The organism is Belliella aquatica, assembly GCF_014637795.1.
Taxonomy (GTDB): Bacteria; Bacteroidota; Bacteroidia; order Cytophagales; family Cyclobacteriaceae; genus Belliella; species Belliella aquatica.
In genome coordinates this window covers 50,016-73,637 of record NZ_BMFD01000003.1, presented here as the reverse complement: position 1 = coordinate 73,637, position 23,622 = coordinate 50,016, and the positions used below count along the sequence as shown (strand labels likewise).

19 protein-coding genes are annotated in these 23,622 nt (G+C 36.9%); 8 read left to right on the top strand and 11 right to left on the bottom strand.

Annotation, left to right across the window (positions count from 1 at the left end):
• Window positions 1-67 precede the first annotated feature (67 nt).
• Window positions 68-667 (top strand): YigZ family protein, encoded by a 600-nt coding sequence (locus IEV57_RS05145; RefSeq protein WP_188440334.1) that lies wholly within the window; start codon window positions 68-70, stop codon window positions 665-667.
• Here the strand turns inward: IEV57_RS05145 and IEV57_RS05140 are convergent.
• The 3 genes from IEV57_RS05140 to IEV57_RS05130 form a co-directional block, all read right to left on the bottom strand.
• Window positions 657-1,259 (bottom strand): 3'-5' exonuclease, encoded by a 603-nt coding sequence (locus tag IEV57_RS05140; protein ID WP_188440332.1) that lies wholly within the window; start codon window positions 1,257-1,259, stop codon window positions 657-659. The two genes, IEV57_RS05145 and IEV57_RS05140, sit on opposite strands and share 11 nt — an antisense overlap.
• Window positions 1,256-2,737 (bottom strand): Na+/H+ antiporter NhaC, encoded by a 1,482-nt coding sequence (gene nhaC / locus IEV57_RS05135; RefSeq protein ID WP_188440330.1) that lies wholly within the window; start codon window positions 2,735-2,737, stop codon window positions 1,256-1,258. The genes IEV57_RS05140 and nhaC overlap by 4 nt, the downstream gene beginning before the upstream one ends.
• A 61-nt stretch (window positions 2,738-2,798) precedes the next feature.
• Complete coding sequence (locus IEV57_RS05130; RefSeq protein WP_188440328.1) at window positions 2,799-3,923, bottom strand: NAD(P)/FAD-dependent oxidoreductase; 1,125 nt, start codon at window positions 3,921-3,923, stop codon at window positions 2,799-2,801.
• Window positions 3,924-4,007: 84 nt separating this feature from the next.
• On the opposite strand from IEV57_RS05130, the gene IEV57_RS05125 reads away from it, so the two are divergent.
• Both IEV57_RS05125 and IEV57_RS05120 read left to right on the top strand, forming a co-directional pair.
• Window positions 4,008-4,487 carry an Mpo1 family 2-hydroxy fatty acid dioxygenase gene (locus IEV57_RS05125; RefSeq protein WP_188440327.1) on the top strand — a complete coding sequence of 160 codons (480 nt, stop codon included), beginning with the start codon at window positions 4,008-4,010 and terminating at the stop codon, window positions 4,485-4,487.
• A gap of 136 nt (window positions 4,488-4,623) precedes the next feature.
• Window positions 4,624-6,639: a monovalent cation:proton antiporter family protein gene (locus IEV57_RS05120; RefSeq protein ID WP_188440325.1), complete on the top strand. Its 2,016-nt coding sequence runs from the start codon at window positions 4,624-4,626 to the stop codon at window positions 6,637-6,639.
• Between the two features lies 1 nt (window position 6,640).
• Here the strand turns inward: IEV57_RS05120 and IEV57_RS05115 are convergent, their stop codons facing one another.
• Entirely contained in the window at window positions 6,641-8,935 is a 2,295-nt protein-coding gene (locus IEV57_RS05115; RefSeq protein WP_188440323.1) for a patatin-like phospholipase family protein, read from the bottom strand.
• A 188-nt stretch (window positions 8,936-9,123) separates the two neighbouring features.
• Here IEV57_RS05115 and IEV57_RS05110 point away from each other — a divergent pair, with 188 nt between their 5' ends.
• Window positions 9,124-9,732 carry a DUF4494 domain-containing protein gene (locus IEV57_RS05110; protein WP_188440321.1) on the top strand — a complete coding sequence of 203 codons (609 nt, stop codon included), beginning with the start codon at window positions 9,124-9,126 and terminating at the stop codon, window positions 9,730-9,732.
• An 11-nt stretch (window positions 9,733-9,743) separates the two neighbouring features.
• Here the strand turns inward: IEV57_RS05110 and IEV57_RS05105 are convergent, their stop codons facing one another.
• Window positions 9,744-10,343, bottom strand: a complete 600-nt coding sequence (locus IEV57_RS05105) for an HD domain-containing protein (protein WP_188440319.1) — start codon at window positions 10,341-10,343, stop codon at window positions 9,744-9,746.
• 106 nt (window positions 10,344-10,449) lie between these two features.
• On the opposite strand from IEV57_RS05105, the gene IEV57_RS05100 reads away from it, so the two are divergent.
• The gene (locus IEV57_RS05100; protein ID WP_229744237.1) at window positions 10,450-11,487 is read left to right on the top strand and encodes a PAS domain-containing protein; all 1,038 of its coding nucleotides are present in this window, start codon (window positions 10,450-10,452) and stop codon (window positions 11,485-11,487) included.
• Here the strand turns inward: IEV57_RS05100 and IEV57_RS05095 are convergent.
• The 5 genes from IEV57_RS05095 to IEV57_RS05075 form a co-directional block, all read right to left on the bottom strand.
• Complete coding sequence (locus tag IEV57_RS05095; RefSeq protein ID WP_188440317.1) at window positions 11,484-12,077, bottom strand: DUF2911 domain-containing protein; 594 nt, start codon at window positions 12,075-12,077, stop codon at window positions 11,484-11,486. The two genes, IEV57_RS05100 and IEV57_RS05095, sit on opposite strands and share 4 nt — an antisense overlap.
• Before the next feature lie 327 nt (window positions 12,078-12,404).
• Window positions 12,405-14,168, bottom strand: a complete 1,764-nt coding sequence (locus IEV57_RS05090) for an efflux RND transporter periplasmic adaptor subunit (RefSeq protein ID WP_188440315.1) — start codon at window positions 14,166-14,168, stop codon at window positions 12,405-12,407.
• A gap of 95 nt (window positions 14,169-14,263) precedes the next feature.
• Window positions 14,264-15,769 (bottom strand): TolC family protein, encoded by a 1,506-nt coding sequence (locus IEV57_RS05085; protein WP_188440313.1) that lies wholly within the window; start codon window positions 15,767-15,769, stop codon window positions 14,264-14,266.
• Window position 15,770: 1 nt separating this feature from the next.
• Window positions 15,771-19,640, bottom strand: coding sequence for an efflux RND transporter permease subunit (locus IEV57_RS05080; RefSeq protein WP_188440311.1), 3,870 nt, complete (start codon window positions 19,638-19,640; stop codon window positions 15,771-15,773).
• 226 nt (window positions 19,641-19,866) lie between these two features.
• Window positions 19,867-20,247, bottom strand: a complete 381-nt coding sequence (locus tag IEV57_RS05075) for an HYC_CC_PP family protein (protein ID WP_188440309.1) — start codon at window positions 20,245-20,247, stop codon at window positions 19,867-19,869.
• Window positions 20,248-20,562: 315 nt separating this feature from the next.
• Between IEV57_RS05075 and IEV57_RS05070 the strand changes: the two genes are divergently transcribed.
• Window positions 20,563-21,087, top strand: a complete 525-nt coding sequence (locus IEV57_RS05070; RefSeq protein WP_188440307.1) for a hypothetical protein — start codon at window positions 20,563-20,565, stop codon at window positions 21,085-21,087.
• Here IEV57_RS05070 and IEV57_RS05065 read toward each other — a convergent pair whose 3' ends face one another.
• Complete coding sequence (locus IEV57_RS05065; protein WP_188440305.1) at window positions 21,088-22,005, bottom strand: LysR family transcriptional regulator; 918 nt, start codon at window positions 22,003-22,005, stop codon at window positions 21,088-21,090.
• A gap of 90 nt (window positions 22,006-22,095) precedes the next feature.
• On the opposite strand from IEV57_RS05065, the gene IEV57_RS05060 reads away from it, so the two are divergent.
• Both IEV57_RS05060 and IEV57_RS05055 read left to right on the top strand, forming a co-directional pair.
• Complete coding sequence (locus IEV57_RS05060) at window positions 22,096-22,593, top strand: hypothetical protein (RefSeq protein WP_188440303.1); 498 nt, start codon at window positions 22,096-22,098, stop codon at window positions 22,591-22,593.
• On the top strand, window positions 22,590-23,549 hold the full coding sequence (locus tag IEV57_RS05055; protein WP_188440301.1) for a sodium-dependent bicarbonate transport family permease: 960 nt from the start codon (window positions 22,590-22,592) through the stop codon (window positions 23,547-23,549). Before IEV57_RS05060 ends, IEV57_RS05055 begins: the two co-directional genes overlap by 4 nt.
• The last annotated feature ends 73 nt before the right edge of the window (window positions 23,550-23,622 follow it).

The window sequence follows — 23,622 nt, the reverse complement described above, 5'->3', positions numbered from 1 at the left end:
TTTGTTAATTTTGGGTTAATTCAAAGAAAACGCACCAAGACACATCAATCTTGAGAGGAATAAAACTATGGAGGATACCTATCTCACCTTATCAAAAACTTCAGAAGGACTTTATAAAGAAAAGGGGAGTAAATTTTTAGCTTTTGCTTATCCTGTCAGTGATGAAGAAGGCGTAAAAGAAATATTGGATCAGCTCAGAAAACAATATTACGACGCTAGACATCATTGCTACGCCTATATTTTAGGAAAAAATCAAGAACAATATCGAGCAAATGATGACGGTGAACCAAATCACTCAGCGGGAGATCCAATCCTCGGTCAAATCCGGTCAAATGAATTGACAAATACGCTTATTGTAGTGATCCGCTATTTTGGAGGAACAAAACTGGGTGTTGGTGGATTGATCACAGCCTACAAAACCGCCGCAGCGGAGGCTATTGAGAACAATGAAATCATTGAAGCAATCGTCAAGAGAAAGATAATGCTAGAATTTGACTATTTGGCAATGAATGATGTAATGCGGCTTGTAAAAGACTTTGATTTGGAAATCATTGATCAATCATTCGATAATACTTGCCAGATGAATGTATTAGTAAGAGAAGGCGCTTATGAAAGCTTTAGTATCAAGATTGATGATATCGATCAAGCAAAGGAAATTAGCAATTAAACAGCTCGTCTAGATAACCTTGGTATTGAAGTTTTTTATAAATTTCTAGGCATACCCAAGCATCCGTTGCTGCATAGAGCATTTGTTTTTCTGTAAGTGTTGGCGCTTCCCAATTGGAAACTTGCTCTGATTTGGAGATTCTAATTTCCAAAACCATCGCCGCTAAATTTCTCACTCCGATATTCTGGAAACCAACCTTTTTTAATTGGTCATTCAAATCAAAAAAGCTTGCAGGTGTAAAATCCTCTGCATGCTTCCGCAATGCTCGTAAATCATCTAAAACTGCTGCACCGATTTTCAAAACCTTTGGGTTTTCCATGATTTTTTGAATCCCCTTTGGTAGTCCAATTTCATTCAACCTAATCAAAAACGCTACATCTGGGGTAGAAAGCTGAAGGAGAGAAACGTAATTATAAACTCCTTTTCGAAATGCTGGTTTGGTTTCTGTATCGAAACCAATCAAATCGTGCATTGACAATTCATCAATAACTTCTTGAACTTGATCCAAAGAATTCACTAAGACAATTTCTCCTTCAAATTGCCCTAATTCTAATTCATTCACTTGATCTTTTGTGATACTCTTCAAAATCATACAGAAAACTCCTTTTTGATCTCAATCATTTCTTCTTCAGAATAGTAATTTATGCCTAATTTCAAATAGCCATACATTATCGTCATGAATGGACTAATGATATTAAAAAAACAATAGGGTGCATAGGTCAAAGTAGCCACACCTAAAACAGATGCTTGAGTAGCTCCACATGTATTCCATGGAACAAGAACAGATGTCACTGTGGCACTATCTTCTAATGTCCTACTCAAATTCTCTGGCTTCAATCCTCTCTTTCTATAAATATCAGCATACATTCTACCTGGTACCAATATGGCTAAATATTGATCCGAGGTTGTCACATTGAAAAACATACAAGTAGCAGCTGTAGAAGCGACAAGTGATCCAACTGAATGTACTTTTCTTATGACAGCCTCAGCTAAGACAGAGAGCATCTTACTTTCTTCCATTATCCCACCAAAGATCATCGCACAAATGATCAGCCATATTGTATTGAGCATCCCAGACATACCGCCAGTGATCAAAAGCTCATTTACGATATCATTGGAGGTCACTATGCTGATATCTCCATAGAGTGCCATCATGACTGCTTTGAAAGAATTGTAAGCATAACCCATCCCTTCTTCCCCAGCGATTGTATAAATAATCTGTGGTTGGAAAATAATAGCAAAAACTCCACCTAGCAATGCTCCGACCAATAAAGCTGGAACTGCGGGTACTTTTTTGACAATTAATCCAATCACTACTAATGGTACCAAAAACAACCAACCTGAAATATTAAATTTCTCTGTAATTACATTTGAAATACCTTTGACTTGCTCTACAGAACCTTCAGCACCTGAAGTAAAACCTATAACTCCAAAAATCACCAAAGTGATTAAAATCGATGGAACAGTGGTTTTGGTCATGTGCCTAATATGCGTAAACAAATCTGTCCCCGCCATTGCAGGTGCCAGATTGGTAGTATCTGAGAGTGGGGACATTTTATCCCCAAAATATGCTCCAGAAATAATTGATCCTGCTATAATTCCTTCACTAAATCCTAGAGCCTTTCCAATTCCAAGTAGCGCTACACCAACTGTTGCCACAGTGGTCCAGCTCGAACCTGTTGCAATAGAAACCACTGCACTAACCAAACAAGCCGCAATCAAGAAAATCGTAGGGTTTAAAACTTGTAAGCCATAATATATCATAGCTGGAACAATACCACTCAACATCCACGTACCTGCCAATGAACCAATTAATAACAAAATTAGAATACTCGACATAGCGGCACTGATACTTTTTACAATACCATCTTGTAGAACTTCCCACTTGATATTCAGTCTGAAAACAGCAACCATTGCAGCTACAGCTGAGGAAATCACCAGAACTATTTGATTGGAGCCATCTAGACCATCAGTACCAAAAATCCAAATATTGATTACAAGTAAAATAATTAAAAATAGAATGGGAAATATCGATTCGAGGATCGTTGGTTCTTTACGTATCTTAGCCATTAAATACTTTTTGGAGTTTTTAGAAGTTTGAAATTAATAAAATTTTGGAACATTTCACCTCTTAAAAATGACTAAGCATCTCGGTGGCTGTCTCCCAGCCTATCGCAACTCCCATTCCTCCCAACCTCACTCCAATACAAACATCTTCTGCTAGCATTTTGACAATGGGTTGTTTTGTCTCGCCAAAAGCCATAATACCAGTCCATTCCATCTCTAATTCAAACTTTTGATTAGGTAAAATCTCTTTAGCAATTAAATCTAAGAGATAAGATTTGACCTTTGGATTGATTTCAAATTGATTCGTTTGTTCTCCTTCAAAATCAATATTTCTACCTCCTCCAATCATCAGTCTATTTCCATACACTTTTCTGAAATAGACATATCCCTTGTCATAATGAAATGAACCTGACCATGGAATTTCATTTTCTAATGGCTTACTGACCAAAATCAATCCTCGTCCAGGTTTGATGTCTAAATCAGGAACAAGAGTTTTTGTAAATGCATTGGTACAGATTGCAATTTGTTTAGCTTGGAAACTAATGAGCTTATTCTCTGAGAATGGACTTCCAACACGTATTGATTTTTCAATTTGATCGAGTTCTTTAACTTCTGCACCTGTAAGAATCTTTACTCCTAGTGCTTGTGATTTTTTCCAAAGAGAATCCAAAAACATCCCTGAATCTAATTCCCCTTCAAAATGATTCTTAACGATACATTTCACTCTTGGTCCAAACCCAAAGTCCTGGATTTTACTTATAATCTCAAATACATTCCTCTGAAAAATAGGAAAGAGTAATTGGTTGATGCTCTCAATTTTGGTTAGTGCATCAATTTCATTTTCAGTAATGAGTTCATATCCTCCGCTAGCTTGATAACCGAGCGATTCATCTCCAAAAAATTCTCTGATTGAATTTAAGCCCTTGAATCTCTTTTTTACCAATTCAGACACCTCAATCTCAGATAGAGTATTAAGATCATCAAGAATTTCAGTCAAACTACCGAAACAAGCAAAGCCAGCATTTTTGGTGCTTGCACCACTTGGAAAAAGACCTCTTTCCAGCACAAGAACCTTCTTTTCAGGATATTTATTTGCGTATTGCACCGCAACAGACAACCCCACAATTCCAGCACCAACTACTATTAGATCATATTTTAGAAAATGTTCACGTTCCCAGTAACTCAGCATTCTTCATTTTTTTTAAAGATAATTGAAGACTATTTATTAATTTAATCCTGATATTCCAACCGCCAATCCAGAAAGACAGCTTCTATGAGAAAAATCGATGCATTACTTCATGAATATGGGCTTAGCCACCAAAATGAAACAAACAAAACCATTCATTGGATTTGTGTGCCTGCTATCTTTTTTAGTATTGTTGGATTGATCTTCAGTATTCCCTCAGGGATTATTGAAAACTTTCTGCCATTCCTAGGAAGCTTTGCCAATTGGGCTACAATCGTATTAATAATCATTCTCTTTTATTACGTTTCCATCTCCCCTCCTTTGGCATTGGGCATGTTTTTCTTCTCCGCACTTTGTTTAGCTGTCGCCAACTTGATTTACTTGATTTCTCCAATACCACTTTGGATAATTTCAGTAGCTGTTTTTATCGTTGCTTGGGTATTCCAGTTTTATGGTCATAAGATAGAGGGGAAAAAACCATCATTTCTAAAAGATGTACAGTTTCTTTTAATCGGGCCAGCTTGGTTGATGTCATTCATTTACAAACGATTTGGGTTTGCATATTGATTTTATATTTTCATAAGATTAATATGAAATGAACCATGAGCTTTTATACGATTAAAATGCTTTAATTTTTATCTGGGTTAAGACTTACAAAAGCTGTATTTTTAACATCCGTATAATTGAAAATTAATCTGTTTTTATGAATTACTTCACGCTTGCCAGTGTAGAAATCCCACTTTTGTCAGACATAGTAGTCATTTTCGGTTTGGCTACTTTGGTTATCCTTCTCTTTATGAGATTGAAAATCCCGACCATTATTGGGTTTCTATTTACGGGAGCAATTGCAGGCCCATATGGGCTGTCTTTGGTCAATGCCTCGACAGCGGTGGAAGTCCTTTCTGAAATCGGAGTGATTCTTTTGCTTTTTGTAATTGGGATGGAATTTTCACTGAAAAGTCTCCTTTCCATCAAAAAAGCGGTTTTTATAGGAGGTTCGCTTCAAGTCGGATTAACTATTGGGGTTACGACTTTGCTTACTTACAGTTTTGGCTTTGATTGGAATGTCGCAGTGTTTTTCGGTTTCCTATTTGCCTTGAGTAGTACTGCGATTGTGCTCAAGCTACTCCAAGAGTATGGTCAAGTAAATACCATTCCTGGGAGAACTACGCTTGCGATATTGATCTTTCAGGATGTAATTATCGTACCCTTGATGCTCTTCACTCCAATGCTTGCTGGAGAATCGGATAATGTACTGCTTTCGCTTTTATACTTAGCATTAAAGGGAGCTTTAGTAATCTTACTTACAGTTGTCACTGCAAAATATATTATTCCACAACTTTTATTTAGAGTAACCAAAACAAGAAGCGAAGAGCTTTTCTTATTAAGTATCATTCTCACTTGTTTTGCAGTAGCGTATGTAACTTCTTTGTTAGGGTTATCTCTTGGTTTGGGTGCGTTCTTAGCAGGTTTGATCATCAGCGAGTCTGATTATAGTCATCATGCTACGGGAAAAATACTTCCCTTTAGAGAGATATTTTTAAGTTTCTTCTTTGTATCAGTGGGAATGCTTTTCGACATCACTTTCCTATACGAACATCTTTTTGTCATACTTGGACTTACTGCACTGACATTTGTGGTAAAATTTATCATTGTCGCAATATCAGTAAGAGCCATAGGGCAAGGATTCAAAGAAGCTTTTATGGTAGCCTTCTCCATTTTCCAAGTTGGGGAATTTTCTTTGCTTTTGGCTAAAGAAGGCCTGAAATACGACTTACTTGATCCCACCACATATCAGTACTTCCTTGCTATTTCTATTCTGACAATGACAATTACACCTTTTGTCTTGAAAAAAAGAGAAGATATAGCCTGTGGAATTTTAAATTTACCCCTACCAAGCAGACTCAATAGAAAATTTGGAAATGAAAGTACACCTAATATCGTACTTGACACCAAAGAGCTGAAAGATCATTTGGTAATCATTGGCTATGGACTCAATGGGAGAAACCTGTCAAAGGCAGCTAAATCAGCTAAAATCCCCTACTCCATCATAGAGACAAATCCAGAGACGGTTAAAGTAGAATCAAAAAATGGGGAACCCATCATGTTTGGTGATGCTGCAAACGATGCTGTTTTAGAACATGTAAATATTCATAAAGCAAGGGTAGCTGTAATCGCTATTTCCAATCCCGAGGCCACCAAAAGAATAATCTCTGCCATCAGACACATCACCCAAAATCCATACATCATTGTAAGAACGCGCTATTTGGGTGAAATGGAAGCTAATCTTAATCTTGGTGCAAACGAGGTGATCCCAGAGGAATTTGAAACATCAATTGAGATTTTCACTAGAGTTTTGGATAAATATCTTGTCCCAAAACATGACATTGAAGACTTCACTACGGAAGTGAGATCACACAATTATGAGATGTTCCGTAACCTATCGACTGAGATCAATTCTAAATTTAAAGTTGATCTGCCAGATATTAATTTTGTAAGTCTTAAAGTGGAAAAAGATTCTGGAACGCTGATTAATAAAACAATGAAAGAATCAAGAATCAGAGATACGTTTGGGGTGAATATTGTAGCCATTAAGCGAAAAAATACAACAATCTCGGAAATCACTGGAGATGAAAAATTGAAGTTGGGTGATATCGTCTATGCAGTGGGCAAACCAGAAGCTCTCGAGAAATTTGAAGCTGAAATCGAGATTGAATAAATTACTTATTCTTTACTCCAAAAAATCGAATGTCTCTAATTCGTTGAAGAGCCGCTTGGTTTGAAATGCTTTGTATATTATCAATTATTGACACCTTTTCCCGAGCTGTTAATCTCCAATTCAAAGAAGCTCTTTGAATTTCTTGTGCACTAGGATCAACCACTCCCACCGAATCTGTGAGTCCTCGGTCTCTGAGGAATTGACTTGTCGAATATTCAAATTCTATTTTCTCAATATCGAAATCCATACTTTCTTTGAACTGATTGTAAAGCACCTCGTTGTTCAAGGTTTGAATATTATCCCAATTAATCAGAATATTCTTTAGTGGAATTGATAACTTCTGAAAAATCGTGGGAAGGACTTTCTGATCGATTTCTGTGAATTTTTCTGAGTCTCGAATTGTGATCAGGGTTACTCCCGATGTGTTTTCCTCAATCCAATCTTGAAATACATACAAAAATCTCAATGCGTCCTGAATTCCAAAATTATCAGATAATCCTGCATCCATTGTCTCCATCTGTGGCAGTGACGGCAGTTGGATATGCGGAGTAATAAAGGGAAAAGTCGCTCCCATTCTTAAAGCACTAATAAACCTCAAATTCTCTGCATCTTGATTTCTAAAAAATCTCATGAAATCAATACTTTGACTTTTCTCCTTGACCCCCTCTGCTCTAGAAGCAGAGATCCCCATATAAGACATAGAATGGGGTGAGATGAACAACTTCCTCCCATCATTCGTGATCAACGGCGTAATGGGAAGCATTGGTATTTGACTCTCAAACTCAGGTATTTTATAAGCACTAAGAGGCTTGTCCATGATCTCTTTAGTATTGATATTTAATTGGTTTTCGAATGCAAAACCCCTGTCCTGAAGATATTTACGGCCATTATAAGTGTAGTATTGATTCCGGATAAAAAGATCATTTACCAAAAGGGTAAAGATAATTGGATTGAGATTATCAGAGGAAATTTGATCTAAATACTTTTTATCTAGATAATTAAAATCTGTATCCTTCAAATGTCTTAAATACAATTCACGAAAAAAAGCAGCTCCAACCACTCCTCCTGATGCACCAGTCACCATTTGAGTATGTTTGAAAACTTGACCTTGACTAGCTTCCTCAATATGTTGTAAAACATTCATCGTCCACAAAGCAGCTCTTTGCCCACCTCCACTCGTTGTGATAAAGATCATTCTTGGTTTTAATTCCGTTGGGAACTTAGCTTTCCAGTTTTCTAAAATTTGAATTGTATTAGATTTATCTTTTTCAACACTATCAGGGTGCAATATATTTTGAAGATTTTCTAAATTATATATTGCAGGTTTTGAATTGTAATCCATCCCAAATGCGGTGTGAGGACGATTTAGAAGAGCTGATTTGGATAGGAAATTGAAAATCAATAAAGCAATAATGATCACAGGAGCGAGCCACTCTCGCAACCAAAACGCTAATGCACCAACCAACATCATGATGATTGCAAAAAGTAAAGTTGCACTCATTGCAGCAGGAATCTGTAAAATCGGATATTCCCTAAAAAAACCCAAAAACAAAATTAAAATGATCAGAACTGATTGTATGATAATAAGATTCAGGTGATTTTGATCAAAAACTCTTAAAAGTTGTTGTCCTTCAAACCTCGCTAAATCCATTCTGACAGGCTCAAAACCACTTCTAATGTCCAAATAGAATAAAACCTTATTATTAGCCTTTTTACTTTCTTTAATTCTATTGAGCATATTTGCTCTAGGAATTCTTGTCTTTCTTAGCCTTTTCTCCACAGAATCTGCAAAAATCACAAACAAATCTTTGTTTGTCAATGCAAAATAGCTGAATATGATGGCATAAATCAGAATTGAACCTCCTGCAAACCCAAGGAAATATTCAAAAACTTCAAACTTGTCATCGTGCTCATTATCAAGTTGAAAATTTATAAAACTGTATAAATAAACCGTATAAAAAGCCAAGGGAATAATGCCATTATTGATACAAAACTGAATAAATGGCCTAGGAATCACTGCTAAAAACTTGAATTTAGCTCCATCCAAAATGTAAGTAGTCATGTGAAAAGCCATTGTAAATATTCCAAAAGCAATCCCCATCAAAAAGAACCCTTTCCATGACACTTCATTCAGATATTCAGGATCAAGAAACAAATATGGAATACCCAAAACAGTCCCAAAACTTTGTAAAATAATCAAAGTCAAGACAGCCCATAGCAGCAGCAAGGGGATATTTTTCTTCAAATGAAGAAAAAATAGTTGTATCGGAAAGCTATAATATACGTTTTTCCACATAGTTTGAAATGCAGAAGTAATATACAGCAATTTTATTCAGACAATCAAGACCAACTTCATTTTGAAGCAGAGGAGATTAAAATGACCCTTGATTTTGAATTAGAAAAAAAGGCAATCAGAAATCGATTATTTGATTGTGGCTTATGGCAATTAACATTACCTTCGCAAGCAAAATAAAAATTGAAATTATGAGAGTTTGGTTCTTGTGTAAAGTAAAGTATGCCAAGGAAAATGAAGAAGGTTTACTTAAAAATGTTTCCGAGCAATATTTAGTTGACGCCGTATCGTTTACTGAGGCAGAAGCAAGGATATACGACATGCTTGGCTCTGTCATTCGTGGAGATTTTCAAGTGACCAATATAAGTAAAAGTAATATCGTAGACGTATTCTTCTACGAGGACATTGACATCTGGCACAAATGTAAAATAACATATATTGTCACAGACGCTGATAGCGGAAAGGAAAAAAAAGTGACCCAATTCATGCTTGTTACTGCACATGACGTGAAAGAAGCTTTTGAAAGAATATTTGAAAGTCTAAATAATATGTTGGTAACTTTTAGAGTTCCTGAAGTTACTGAAAGTCCAATAGTCGAGATTTTCCCATATGAAAAAGATGATGAAGAATTACTTCCACAGCCGGGCGCAAATCTAAAACCTCTTAGTGAAGTAAAAGCTGATCAAGAACGTAGAGAAGAAGTGAGAAAGATCAATCAGCCAGTAGAGGAAGATGCTTTCGATCAGGAAGAAGAAGAAGAAATAGAGCTTAAACAATATGAAGAAGATAGGGACGAATAGTCCCTATTTTTTTATGACCGCAACTGATTTTCTATTACAAATTGAATCAATTCTTCGACTGAAATCTCTGCCCTTTCAGAAGCATCAGTTATATCATCTCTGCTCACCTGCGCCGCAAAACTTTTGTCCTTAAGTCTCTTTTTTACCCCTTTGATTTCCATCCCTTCATATCCCTGAGGTCGCATTAGGGAATACGCATGGACAAAACCTGATATTTCGTCAAAAGCATAAAGCATTTTATCCATTTCAGATTCTGGTTCTACACCAAAGTATCTAGGACCATGACTTGCAATCGCCTTAATAATTCTTGGGTCAATTTTTCGAGACTCTAGCTCCTCGATGATTTTTCTACAATGATCGTCAGGCCATTGATCCCAATCGGCATCATGAAGTAAGCCCGCCAAATACCATATATGCTGAACTTCATCTTCATATTCCTTTAATTCTGCAAATCGTTTCATCAAATGACCCACTTGCCGCATATGAAATAGAAGTTTGTCATTTTTCACCCAATCTTCCAATAACTCCATAGCTTCTGACTCAGACAAAACATTTCCTAAGTTTTCAGTTGAACCAAACTCTTTTCTATTCAAGGGATGTGACAATTCCATATTTAATTATTTATATTTAAAATTTTCAAATCAATTTAAATGTATTTCAAATTAATATTTTTGCTTTTTGTTAATAAATTATTAATTTAACTATTATTTTTGAACAATGAATACAGAAATAGATATGATTGGATATACCAATTCCTCAATTATGACCTCCAATTATTTTTACTTCATCAGACTTGATGCTCAGAGTAGGGTATTAGAAACCAATTCTAAATTCCACAGTCAATTATCTTTATTTGAAAATTCGCTAATTGGACAAATCTTTAGTGAGATACTATTTCCGAATGATTTTCTAAATTATCAAAAGCTACTGAAAAAAACACTAGACGGGGGCCTAAGAAATTTCAATATGGATCTAAGGAAAATCAATGAAGATGGTTCTGATTTTCACTGGACACGCTGGGAATTTTCAATTGATTCTGGAAATGAACAAGAGCTCTTTATAAATGGAATTGGTCATGATATTTTAAAAAATAACGAGAAAACTATAGAGTTTCCTGATTTTATTTATGAACATCAAATCAAAAATGAAATCATGGAAGGTCTTTTTGAAGATAATTTGATTGGGTTTTGGATTTGGGATATTGAAAATGATAATGATGTCCTCAGTGTATCACTAAGAACTATGCTAGGCTATGATTATGATGTTAAGAAAAAGAATGAAGTGAAATGGAAAAAACACATTCATCACCAAGACCAACAAAAAGTTTTTCAACAACTTGATCACCATTTTACAAGTTTTGGAAAAATCCCGTTTCATAGTGAAATGAGAGTTAGAACACTGATAGGAAAAGAAATCTGGTCGATTTGCTATGGAAAGGTGATTAAATGGAGTAATGAAGGCAAACCTTTAAGTATGGTTGGATGCTTTTTTGATGTTTCGGAAAAGAAAAAATCGGAGGTTATATTAGAAAAACAAAATCAATTTCTAAAAGAACTTACTTTCAATCAGTCCCATCTGATGAGATCAAAATTAGCAAATATTATGGGCATATTAGAGGTCATTCAACCAACACAAATCCCTGAAGAAGTACCTGAATTAATTGCATTACTCAAGGAGGAAGCTTTCAAATTGGACATTGCCCTTCAAGAAAGCATTCACTCCTCTAGTGCCTTTAATTCAGATAAATCAGATTAATTTTTGGTTTCTAGGTTTAAAACAAAGCCCTTGTTTTCCCAACTAAATTTTAATTCCCCTTTTTTTGAACTTGATTGGATCACGTCAAATCTCAATTGTTCAATCATTTCTTCCGGTTGGATATTTTCAGTCTCAAATCTTATCACATCCAATGATTCATCATAATCATCTGCTAGATGTTGCTCATAATTTGAATTCAAGATAACAGTCCAGCCAGTTTCCCTTGGTATCGTAAATAGCGCATATTTTCCAGCTGAAACCAATTCTCCCTCAATAATCAAATCTTCATTGAAAGAAATATTGGTGGCTGAATGTGCTCCCGTAACCCAAACCTCATCTAAAGCCACTAAGCCTCCAAATACTTGCCTTCCTCTAACACTCGGAGCAGAATAGTCCAAATGAACGTGATTAGAACCGATATTAGCCATAGCCGAAGTCCTAGGACTCTTAGAGGTTGCTGTTTCTGATGTTGCTGCATGGTCATGATTTGCATGTCCGTTTGAATCCTCTACTTTTCCCTCTTCTTTATTTGAAGAACAGGAAAGGATGATCAATGATGAAAGGATGATTAGATAATTTTTGGTTTTCATATTTTTAAGTTTGATTGTTTACTTTTTATAATAATATACTTCGTGAAATAAGATTGATATATACCTTCGGAGAAATAGGGGAAGTGAAATAAAGTTGAAATATACTTCGTGAAATATAATTGAAATATGCTTCGGGATAATTCAAACTCTTAACTGAGTTTAGCGATTAAACCCCTTAAATAGGACAAAGGTAAATCATCGAAATCTAAGCTTTGACCTAACCTCTATTTCAACCGTATTTCCAATATATTTCTATTTTATTTCTACAATATTTCAACCTATTTCCATTGTATTTCTACTGTATCCCCACCCTATTTCATTTAAAGATTAATGATTATGCCCCACGGGTATATCTGGTTTATTTCCAGATTCCGAAGTCACTCTTTTCCCTGGTTGATAAGTTTCTTTTACTTCACCACAAGTCAACATTTTATCACCAAAATAAGGGTTTCGAATTTCCTTTTCACTACTCAACCAATACGCCCCTTGATCTTTAAAAGCCATCGGACAATATTGTCTATAAACAGTGTTTTCCACTACTCCGAAATACTCAACTGCTTCAATCAGGTTGTCAGAAAGTGTTTCAAAATGCTTTCTTTGCTCCTCCACATCATTTGTCTGGGCAATTTTGTCCAAACTGTTTTGTATAGGTCTTAACAAATCCATCCAGATATCGTGAGCTTTGCTTTCTAATAGCTTCATATCCACTTTGCTCAAACTAGATTTAGCAGGGTTGATGGTGGATTGAGTAGCCTTCACATCTGTTTTCACTAAAGCTTCCTTAATAGGCAGATAGCTCTGAACAAATGCAGTCAACTGCTGTCTAAATGCTTCAGGTGTTTCTAAGGTCTTCACCTCAGGTCTGGTCATCATGCTGTAATTACCACTCAACTGTGCAGCAGCATCTATGGCAAACACTCCATTACTTACCACTTCTTCTCCTTCTTCCAAACCAGATAAAATAAGATAGTCCTCTCCCACTCTACCACCTATCTCGATCTCACGCATTTCAAATGCTGGTGCTTCGAGATTCCCTTTTTGAACATAAACAACAGACCGTGGACCTGTCCACAGAATAGCTGTTTTAGGAATCATCAAACCAGACTGACCAGCTTGAGAAGTCGAAATATTAGCTGAAACAAACATCTCGGGCTTCAACTCAAAATTACGGTTTACCGCCTCTGCTCGTATGCCAACTGTCCGTGTATCGGGATTAAGAACAGGATCGATATAAGTCACTTTTGCTTTAAAATCTCTACCAGGATACGCTGATACTTGAAAACTTAAATCATCACCTTTACTAATTGCACCCAAATCTGATTCGTAAGCATCCAACATCACCCACACATTGCTAAGATCCACAACTTCGAAAAGGGCAGACCCCCTGCTCACAAAATCGCCTACCGCAATATTTCTAGTTATGACAACTCCCGCAACATCTGCAAAAACATCAAATTGAGTATTCACTTGACCAGAACTCTCGATTGCAGCGATTTGCTTGTCTGAGATTCTCCATAATCTTAATTTTTCTTTCGTAGCCTCGTAAAGTGCAGGCTGTCGATCCTTGATTTTAGCTGTTTCTAAGAGTTCCTTTTGAGCGTTGACTAATTCTGGAGAGTAAAGCGTTGCTAACTTTTGACCTTTTTGAACTTCCTGTCCAGTGAAATTGATAAATAATTGATCGACTCTTCCAGCATAATTTGCTGTAAGGCTTTTAATACGCTGCTCATTAGCTTGGATTTTCCCCGTCAGGGTAAGTTTTCCAGAACCAGAACCTGATTTGACTCTAGTTGTCTGCACATTCGAAAGCGCAACAGCCTCAGGAGTTATTTCAAGTACATAAGGACTGGATTCTCCACTTTTTTTACTACTCACAGGTGTGAGGGCCATACCACAAAGTGGGCATTGGCCAGGTTCATTTTGACGTATTTGAGGATGCATCGAGCAGGTATATTCCACTCCATCTTCATCAAGATGTGTATGTTCTTCGGCAGGGTGTTCTTCCCCACCTCCACGGATCACCCAACCCGCCACAGCGCCAAAAAATAGGCAGCCGATAATGATGATAAGTATGTTATTTCTTTGTTTCATTTTTTCTTAGGTCTAAGATGTAAGACATGAAATTTGAGACTTGTCTCTACTCTCGGTACTTGCATCTGGTGTATAGCGTCTTAAATTTTATATATTCAAAATCCTACTAGCGTCTCAATCTTAGCAAAAGCAAGTTCCCTTTCAATCCTAGTATTCAAAGCATCTAGTCTAAATTGTAGTAGCTCTCTTTGAATATTAAGAATCTCTTCAAAAGAGCTTCCCTCGGTGGCATAAGATGTGACCGACAATTCCATAGTTTGTTCGGTGAGTTCGATTTGCTCGTTCAAGAGATTAATTTTCCTTTCCGCATCCTTGAGTGAGGCTAGGATATTTTCAAACTCAGTTTCTAGATTTCTTTGAAGATCCTCCTTTTGTCTTTCGTTGGCTTCCCAATAAAGCTTTGATTCAGTTTGCATGGCTTTGTATTTTTTTCGGTAAATCGGGAGGCTGACGGTTGCCATTGGCATCACCATATTGTTACCCATTCCTGCAGGCATATAGTCCATCCCATTCATTCCGCCAGGCACACCCATTTCAGGCCTCGAAGATAGAATCATGTAGTTCACACCTAAACCAAACATAGGCTTACCTTCCAACTTAGCCATTTCTCCCTGCTTTTGATAAGCTAGTCCTTCCTTTTCAAGCATGAGCAACATAGGATTGGTTTGTAAAATCTGCTCTAGCATGGTGATTTCCCAACCTATATCTTTTTGGGTGGAAATATCTGTTTCAATATTTACCAGTTCGTTTTTGTCCCTACCCAAAAGTTGGTTGAAACGAACCATTAACGGCCTCTTATCTACCTCCAGCTGGTGAAGGTCACTTTCCAAAGCCTTGATCTGAACCTGAAGTCTAAGGACATCTGTCAGCTTTCCTGATCCAGATCCAGAACCCATACTGGACATAGAAGAGCCACTTCCGGAAGATTGATTCATTCCCGAAGCACTGCTAGATCCGCCACTACTCATTCCCATACTATCTTCAGTCCCTCCCGAGCTTCTTCTGGAAGGTCTTTGGATTGCGGAAGAAACAGATGATACTGCATCAGTTGTATTTCCACCTTGGTATCGGATGATCGCCAACTTTTCCAGTGATTTCAAGATGTCCAAATTGGACTCCGTGATTTCAATTGTATTTTGCAATTGCTGCATTTGGAAATAGGTCTCCTTTACTTGATAGAGCAAAAGGTTACGCTGCTGCCGAAATTCCTCGTATTTAGCTTCGGCCATTAGAGTAACTTCATCCCTTTGCGTTTTCAGCATTCCAAACCAAGGAAACATCTGCATTATCGATGCCTCCGCCCGCTGATTTCCCATCAACAACTCCATTGGCCTGGTAAAGACTCCAATGTTTAATTGTGGATTATCTAAACTAACCTGATTTATTTTTTCAAGGCTAGCTTGGTACTGATTAAAGGAAGATTGAATTCCTGGGTTATTTTCTGTAGCTTCTTCCAAGTACTGATCTAATGTTTGGGAATTCCCATTAATACTTAACATCATAGTCAATACGAAGAGAGCTTTTTGGACATTATTCCCATTTTTCAAAATGAATTTAGAGAAATAGCCAATTATCTTATCAATTTGGTTAAAACCTTTCATATCAATTCCTTTTAATTTTAAATTCCTGATACTTCCCATAAAGTACAGGGACAATAAATAATGAAATCAATGCTACTGTCATTCCCCCAAAAGCTGGTATAGCCATAGGGATCATAATATCGGAACCTCTGCCTGAACTTGTAAGAACTGGTAATAGAGCAAGCAAAGTTGTAGCTGAGGTCATCAAGCAAGGTCTTACCCTTTTCAAACCTGCTTCTAAAACAGCTTTTCTAACTTCTTTTACATTTTCAGGCTGAAATTTCTCAAAACTCTGTTTGAGGTATGTCCCCATAACCACGCCATCATCTGTAGCGATACCAAAGAGGGCTATAAACCCTACCCAAGCAGCTACTGAAAGATTGAAGGTCCGCATTTGGAAGAGTTCACGCATGTTGGTCCCCATAAAATTGAAATCAAAGAACCAACCCTGACCATATAGCCAAAGCATCAAGAATCCTCCTGAAAATGCCATGGCAATGGCTGAGAAAATCATCAAAACCATGGCAGTTGACCTGAACTGGAAGTATAAAATCAAGAAAATCACAGCCAATGAAAGTGGAATTACAATGGCCAGACGCTTCTCTGCTCGAATCTGATTTTCGTAACTTCCAGAGAAAGTATAAGAAACCCCTGCAGGCACTTCTAATTCACCTGAGTTTATTTTTTGTAAAATAAAATCCTTGGCGTTGTCAACCACCGTGCCTTCAGCAAAGCCATCTCTTTTGTCAAACAATACATAGCCTACCAAGAAGGTATTTTCACCTCTAATCATCATAGGTCCGGGGCGATAATTGATGTCTGCCAATTGCCCTAAAGGTATTTGCGCACCTGTAGGTGTACTTACCAAAATACGTCTTAAAGCCTCAGGGTCATCTCTGTATTCTCTGGCATATCTAGCCCGAATAGCGTACCGTTCCCGACCTTCAACGGTAGTACTCAGTTTCATCCCTCCAATAGCTACTTCTATAAATTCCTGTACATCAGCAATATTGAGTCCGTATCGCCCCAACTGAGTTCTATCCAGATCAATTTCCATATATGGTTTACCCAATGAACGGTCAGCAAAAACAGCCTCGGCTTTCACAGAAGCCACTTCCTTCAATAAAGACTCTAGTTTGAGACTAAAATTTTCAATGGTTTCCAAATCTGGCCCATAGACTTTCATCCCCATAGGTGCACGCATGCCTGTCTGCAACATAACCAAGCGGGTTTCGATCGGCTGGAGTTTTGGCGGTGAGGTTACCCCAGGAATATTGGAAGTCCTTACTTGAATTTCATCCCAAATATCATCTGGAGTTTTAATCTCATCCCTCCACTGTCGAAAATATTGACCTCTTCTTTCATCTGTCACCAAATACTTAGCAATGTTTTTGATCACTGCCTTTCTTTGAGCTTCATCCATATAATTATCTTCATCATCCCATATGGCTCCATCGCGGCGATCATACCACCAGTATTTTTCATTGACAAGCACTTGATAATTTCCATCTCTATCCACCTCAAAACGAAGTTTTTTAGCATCTTCATTTTGGAGATATTCCGTTTTGTAGTTGATGATGTTTTCATACATGGACATGGGTGCAGGGTCAAGGGGACTTTCTGCCCTTCCTGCTTTTCCTACTACCATTTCCACCTCAGGAATTGCCTGTACCAACATATCCAATTGTTTCACAATTTGCATATTGGCCTCTACACCTGAATGTGGCATGGATGTAGGCATCAATAAAAATGATCCTTCATTCAAAGCAGGCATAAATTCCTTGCCCATTCCCGGTAAAGCATGAACAAGTCCTGACCAAGCCGAAGTGGTTCTGATATTCCAACCCACTTGATCAAAGCCTTTAGCGATAAATCCAAACACGGCATTGAAGCCCAACCAAATATTCACCGCAAAAAGAATGATCAAAACAGGAAGTAGGAAGAAAATCCTTGCATGTTCCAAGCACCATTTTAGCATATGAGAATAAAAGCGGATAAAAAGTGAAAACAAGCCCAACACAAAACCCAACACAAGACTGATAAAGAGAAAATTTACCAAAACTGATTGCGTCAAGCCAAGTGGTCTCCATTCTACAGCCAAAAGTACTGAAACCGACACAACTGCTATAAGCATAGAAATCTGTGTTTTGAATTTACCTTCTTTGGTATGCTGAGGGAAGAAATGATGAATCAACTGATTGGCTGCAAATGCCAACAAAACCCATCCTGCCCAAGGGAAATAAAACAGGAGAATAAAACCAGCAATAGCCATTGATACATTCAGAATGGTTCTGTAATTCTTGGATTTTATTTTTGTCCCAAAGACCCAGTGTGCGAAAGCTGGCATAAAGACCAATGTAAAGATCAAAGCCGCTATCAAGGCGAAAGTTTTGGTATAAGCCAAAGGTCCAAACAGTTTGCCCTCGGCTGCTTGTAGTGTGAATACTGGCAAAAAACTTACAATAGTAGTCATCACAGCAGTAAGAATCGCTGAACTTACCTCTGACGTGGCTTCATAAATAATTTGCAGTTTCATTTTTTTATCATCTGATTCTTCCAGGTGGCGTAGAATATTTTCATTCAGAATAATTCCCAAATCCACCATGGTTCCGATGGCAATAGCGATACCAGAAAGGGCAACAATATTAGCATCTACTCCGACATATTTCATCATGATAAAACACATCAATACCGCTAATGGTAATAGTGCTGAAATTAATAACGAAGCTCTAAGGTTATAAACCATCACCATAATTACGATAATAGTGATGAGAATCTGAAGGCTAATTGCCTCATTCAAAGTGCTCAAAGTCTCTTTAATAAGACCAGAACGATCATAAAAAGGTACAATGGTCACTTTTGAAACTGTGCCATCTTCCAAAGTCTTGGAAGGTAAACCAGGAGAAATTTCATCTATCTTGCCTTTAATTGCATCAATAACCTGTAGTGGATTATCTCCATAGCGAGCTACTACCACACCACCGACAGCTTCTGCTCCTCCTTTATCCAAAATGGCTCTCTCGGCACGACTTGCAGGCCCGATATTGACTTTTGCAATATCCTTGATGCGCAATGGAATATTGTCATTCACTTTGACTACAGCCTGCTCAATGTCTTCCAAAGACTTCACATAGCCAAGACCACGGACGATAAACTCCACCTGATTGATCTCCATGGTATTGGCACCAATATCCAAATTAGATTGTTTGATGGCGTTCATGACTTGCATCATAGAGACATTGTGAGCCTTCATAGCAACAGGGTCAAGATCTACTTGATACTCTTTGACATGTCCTCCAATACTTGCCACTTCGGCGACGCCTTCTGTGCCGGCTAGACCATAACGCACATAATAATCTTGAATACTTCTGAGTTCGTGTAAATCCCAACCACCGGCAGGATTACCTTTTTCGTCTCTTCCTTCTAATGTATAAAAATACACCTGACCTAATCCGGTAGCATCAGGACCTAATTTGGGTTGAACGCCCTCGGGTAGCAAATCAGAAGATAAAGAGTTGAGCTTTTCCAGAATCCGAGAACGGCTCCAGTAAAATTCAACATCCTCATCAAAAATGATGTAAATGGATGAAAAACCAAACATGGAAGTACTTCTGATAGACTTAACACCTGGCAAGCCTAATAAAGAGGTGGTTAACGGATAGGTAATCTGATCCTCCACATCCTGCGGAGAACGACCCATCCAATCAGTGAAGACAATTTGCTGGTTTTCACCGATATCAGGAATAGCGTCCACTGGAACAGGATCATTAGGTAAGAATCCAGTATTCCAATTAAATGGTGCAGTCACAATCCCCCACGCTACCACAAGAGCGAGGAGAATCACTGTAACTAGTTTGTTTTCGAGAAAAAACTTGATGATTTTGTTGAGCATGTTTTTAATGCTTTGTGTAATTTACTAATCTTCTAAATTAACTATTAATCAAACACTTGTATATACTATGATATAATTTGTGAATTGAATAAAGGATCAAACTTATAAGATGTCCTTAAAGTCGAGCTTAAAATATATACGACGGACTTAATTGAATGATTGAACTATTGGGAAACCAAAGGTTAAAAAGGAGTATTACGATTTAACCTTTTAAAACACGAAAAAATCAAATCAAAAAGACTTGATAAAAAATATAAATCGGTGTGTTTTGAAGTATTGGAGGAGACGAATCAGCGAAAGCTATGATCTCTGATAATTTAAAATCAAAAGGCAATAATTCATACTGAAAATCCGAAACCAAAAGGTCAATCCCAATTGCTTGAAGGTTATAAACATCTGAAATTTGCTGATCAGTATTTGGAAGTTCTAGACTGGAGACATCACCACAACAATCTGGCATTGGTATAGAAGACTCACAGCAGGATTTATAATCTGTTAAAACGTTAATTCTTTTGAAGTCATCTCCACAAAAATGCATGGAATAGCTTAGCCCTGCGTTGAAAAACACATAGAATACAAGCAGCGCTATTTTGATGGTTGACTTCACGTTGGATATTTACGCTTCAAATGTACGAAGGTTTTGATTGGTAAATGTATAGAATTTTTGTGGGAGTTTATATTCCTTTGTTTTTTAAGATTAAGCATGTCGTTATAAAAGGGGATTGCCTGTATATTTTTTACATGGTTAATAACTTTCTCCTATTTAAATTCAATAATGATTGCTTAAGTAGCATAGTAGTTATAAAACTTTAATGATTATCATATAAAGCAATAATTAATTATTCTCTGCTTCTTTTCACCAAAATTGCCACAAAATTTAATTTTTCAATATATTTAAACATTGAAAAATCATCCCAATTTTATGAAAAAACCATTACTCACATTAACGATCTTATTGATAGGCTTTTCAATTTCATCGAACTCATTTTGCCAAACAGAACAAGGTGCCCTCGATGCAACAGAAGCATATTTTACAGCCAAAATGTGTGATGATTATGAAACCTTACTGAACTTGACTTTACCCGATTTGATCGAGCAAGCTGGGGGAAGAGAAAGTATGCGAGCGACGCTTTCAAAAATCCATAATAATCAAAGATCAAAGGGAATAATTCTCCAAGACTACAAAATAAAACAAGAAATAAAACAAGCTAAAACCAAATTGGAAACCCATGTTTTGATTCCTATTGTGACAGTTAGCAAAGTACCTGGGGGAACGGTCACTTCTGAAAGTCATTTAATTGCAGTAGGATTAGAAGGAAATTCAAAATGGCACATCGTCGAAACTTCTTCACTAAATGAATATAATATTCATAAAGTAATCGCAAACTGGGACAACACGATTGTACTCCCTTACAAGAAAGCTCCAGTTTTTAAAGAGGATAAGTAGTTACAAATTCCAAGCAAAATGTTTTCGAATTAATTCATCTTTGTGTTCAATCAAATAATTTAAGTACATTTTAGCCACAGGAGAAAATTTCCTGCCCCGTAAATAAATCAGATTCCATTGAGTATTTAATGGAAATCCTTCCATAGGAATAATCTTCAGTTCTCCAGACTTAATCTCATCTTTGATCCCAATCAAAGGCATGATAGAACAACCCATTCCTGCCAAAACAGCTTGTTTGACCGCTTCATTGGATGTTAACTCTATTTTTTTCCTTATTGATACATTTTTACTACTCAGGTATTTTTCCATAGACAACCTCGTTCCTGATCCCTCTTCTCTGTAAATCAAGGTTAGCTCTTCAAGAAAGCCTTCATCATATTCATTATTTTTAAAAATAAAATCTCGATTCCCAACCAAGAAGAGTTGATTTGGCATCAACTTAACTCCATCAACTTGCATCTGCTCAGGGAGAATAGAAACCAAAGCGAAATCAACTTCATTAGCAGATAAACTTTCTAAGACTTTAGCCTTATTGGTGACATCTAATTTTAGATCCACCTCTGGATGTTCTTGTAGAAAGCTGGATAAAAAATACGGCATTACATATTTCCCCGTAGACACGACCGATATCTTAAGTTTACCAGACATTAGTCCCTTAAAAGCAGCCGTCTTATAATTTATCCCTTGAACCTCTTCGATTATTTTTTCTATCGCTGATGCTATTTCCCACCCAAAATCTGTAACTACCAGTTTCCTTCCAACGATTTCTGTCAAAGGAATATCAAATTGATCTTGGAGGTTTTTTAATTGAATGGAAACAGCAGGTTGAGTCAAGTGTAATTCCTCCGCAGCCTTGGTAATACTTTTCGTTTCAGTGATTTTTTGAAAAATCATTAATTGATGAAGGGTATAATTCATAAATATATTTTATGGATAATATAATAAATATAAATAAAAATATATGGGATTCACACATCAAATTTGCATTTAAATAAAGAAACAGAAATCATGAAAAAAATCTTATTCCTTGTTTGTCCTTTTAGCCAAAGCGAAGCTTTAATCAAAAAAACATTTACTGGATCACATCTCTATATGACAGGGATGGGAGGGTACCTAAACTTTCAAGACGAGAAATTTGCTGATGCTCTCACGAGAATCATCATTAAGGAAAAAATAGAGGCAATACATTTGGTTCAAAATACTGATTGCAGGTTTATCCATGAAGTGCTTTCTGAAAATAAAAACTTAGAATATCCTGTGCAGAATACCCTGAAAAAACTCCTTTCAGAAAATGAACCCCAAATTAAGAGCATGGATTCCAAACATCAGATGACAATCCATCTTGCATCACTTATGATTAAGGAAGTTTCGGCAAATATCCACAAAAGCGATCTCCTAAAAGAAACCATTGAAAACAAGAAAATAGAGATAAATGGAACGCTGATACAGCCAAAGGCAAATAAACTAAGCTCTTTCAATTTAAATCAGCCTAGCATACTAGCATGAACTTACAACTCCTAGTAGATAACCTCACCAACCCCGCTCTACTTTTTTTTATACTTGGAATCATAGCAGTTCGCCTAAAAAGTGACTTAGAAATACCCGCTAATTCTTCCAAATTCATCTCATTATATTTACTTTTTTCCATTGGTTTTAAGGGTGGGCAAGAACTTGCGCACAGTGAATTTGATTTAGTCATCATTTGGTCTGTTCTCTTTGGGATTTTAATCGCTTCTCTGATTCCCATTTATTCTTTTTTCATTATCAGAAAAAAGGTAGGCATAGAAAATGCCGGAGCAATAGCCGCAGCTTATGGATCTGTAAGTGCAGTGACATTCGTGACAGCTGTCACTTTTCTTGAGATACAAGAAATTGAATTCAGCGGCTATATGGTAGCTATTATGGCACTAATGGAAGCTCCAGCCATCATTATAGGGATGTTACTAATCAAAATCTATGGCTCTAAAAACGTTTTGGAAGTCAAACTCAAAAAAGTAATCAGTCATGCTTTCACCAATGGTTCAGTCGTGATGATATTGGGAAGTCTTCTGATAGGTTTTTTGGCAAATGACCATGAAGCTGAAGGGATAAAGCCTTTTACTACGGATATTTTTAAGGGGTTTCTAGCAATTTTCCTTTTAGATATGGGAATTTCTAGCGGTAAAAAGTTGAAAGCATTTTTAGATTCAGGAAAATCACTTGTAGTGTTTGCTATTATAATTCCTCTAATCAATGGTTCTTTAACCGCTTTGTTGAGCCAACTCATTACTAACAATACTGGCGACAGGTTTATGTTTGCGATTTTAGCAGCCTCAGCTTCGTACATTGCAGTCCCTGCTGCGATGAAGATAGCTGTTCCAAAAGCCAATCCGGGTCTTTTTCTTCCAATGGCACTCGCTGTTACTTTCCCAATAAACATTACTGTCGGTTTTCCAATATATTATATCATAGCAGGATTATAAAACAATCATTATAATCGATCTTATTTTTCATATCTCAAAAGCTTATGAAGGAAGCTCCTAAATGCAAAAAATC

What these genes read in the sequence shown, in the direction of transcription:
- IEV57_RS05120 (WP_188440325.1), top strand. Translation starts at nt 4,624, where the DNA reads ATGAATTACTTCACGCTTGCCAGTGTAGAAATCCCACTTTTGTCAGAC.
- IEV57_RS05145 (WP_188440334.1), top strand. Translation starts at nt 68, where the DNA reads ATGGAGGATACCTATCTCACCTTATCAAAAACTTCAGAAGGACTTTAT.
- IEV57_RS05130 (WP_188440328.1), bottom strand. Translation starts at nt 3,923, where the DNA reads ATGCTGAGTTACTGGGAACGTGAACATTTTCTAAAATATGATCTAATA.
- IEV57_RS05090 (WP_188440315.1), bottom strand. Translation starts at nt 14,168, where the DNA reads ATGAAACAAAGAAATAACATACTTATCATCATTATCGGCTGCCTATTT.
- IEV57_RS05065 (WP_188440305.1), bottom strand. Translation starts at nt 22,005, where the DNA reads ATGAATTATACCCTTCATCAATTAATGATTTTTCAAAAAATCACTGAA.
- IEV57_RS05125 (WP_188440327.1), top strand. Translation starts at nt 4,008, where the DNA reads ATGAGAAAAATCGATGCATTACTTCATGAATATGGGCTTAGCCACCAA.
- nhaC (WP_188440330.1), bottom strand. Translation starts at nt 2,737, where the DNA reads ATGGCTAAGATACGTAAAGAACCAACGATCCTCGAATCGATATTTCCC.
- IEV57_RS05115 (WP_188440323.1), bottom strand. Translation starts at nt 8,935, where the DNA reads ATGTGGAAAAACGTATATTATAGCTTTCCGATACAACTATTTTTTCTT.
- IEV57_RS05080 (WP_188440311.1), bottom strand. Translation starts at nt 19,640, where the DNA reads ATGCTCAACAAAATCATCAAGTTTTTTCTCGAAAACAAACTAGTTACA.
- IEV57_RS05110 (WP_188440321.1), top strand. Translation starts at nt 9,124, where the DNA reads ATGAGAGTTTGGTTCTTGTGTAAAGTAAAGTATGCCAAGGAAAATGAA.
- IEV57_RS05140 (WP_188440332.1), bottom strand. Translation starts at nt 1,259, where the DNA reads ATGATTTTGAAGAGTATCACAAAAGATCAAGTGAATGAATTAGAATTA.
- IEV57_RS05060 (WP_188440303.1), top strand. Translation starts at nt 22,096, where the DNA reads ATGAAAAAAATCTTATTCCTTGTTTGTCCTTTTAGCCAAAGCGAAGCT.
- IEV57_RS05085 (WP_188440313.1), bottom strand. Translation starts at nt 15,769, where the DNA reads ATGAAAGGTTTTAACCAAATTGATAAGATAATTGGCTATTTCTCTAAA.
- IEV57_RS05105 (WP_188440319.1), bottom strand. Translation starts at nt 10,343, where the DNA reads ATGGAATTGTCACATCCCTTGAATAGAAAAGAGTTTGGTTCAACTGAA.
- IEV57_RS05100 (WP_229744237.1), top strand. Translation starts at nt 10,450, where the DNA reads ATGAATACAGAAATAGATATGATTGGATATACCAATTCCTCAATTATG.
- IEV57_RS05055 (WP_188440301.1), top strand. Translation starts at nt 22,590, where the DNA reads ATGAACTTACAACTCCTAGTAGATAACCTCACCAACCCCGCTCTACTT.
- IEV57_RS05070 (WP_188440307.1), top strand. Translation starts at nt 20,563, where the DNA reads ATGAAAAAACCATTACTCACATTAACGATCTTATTGATAGGCTTTTCA.
- IEV57_RS05095 (WP_188440317.1), bottom strand. Translation starts at nt 12,077, where the DNA reads ATGAAAACCAAAAATTATCTAATCATCCTTTCATCATTGATCATCCTT.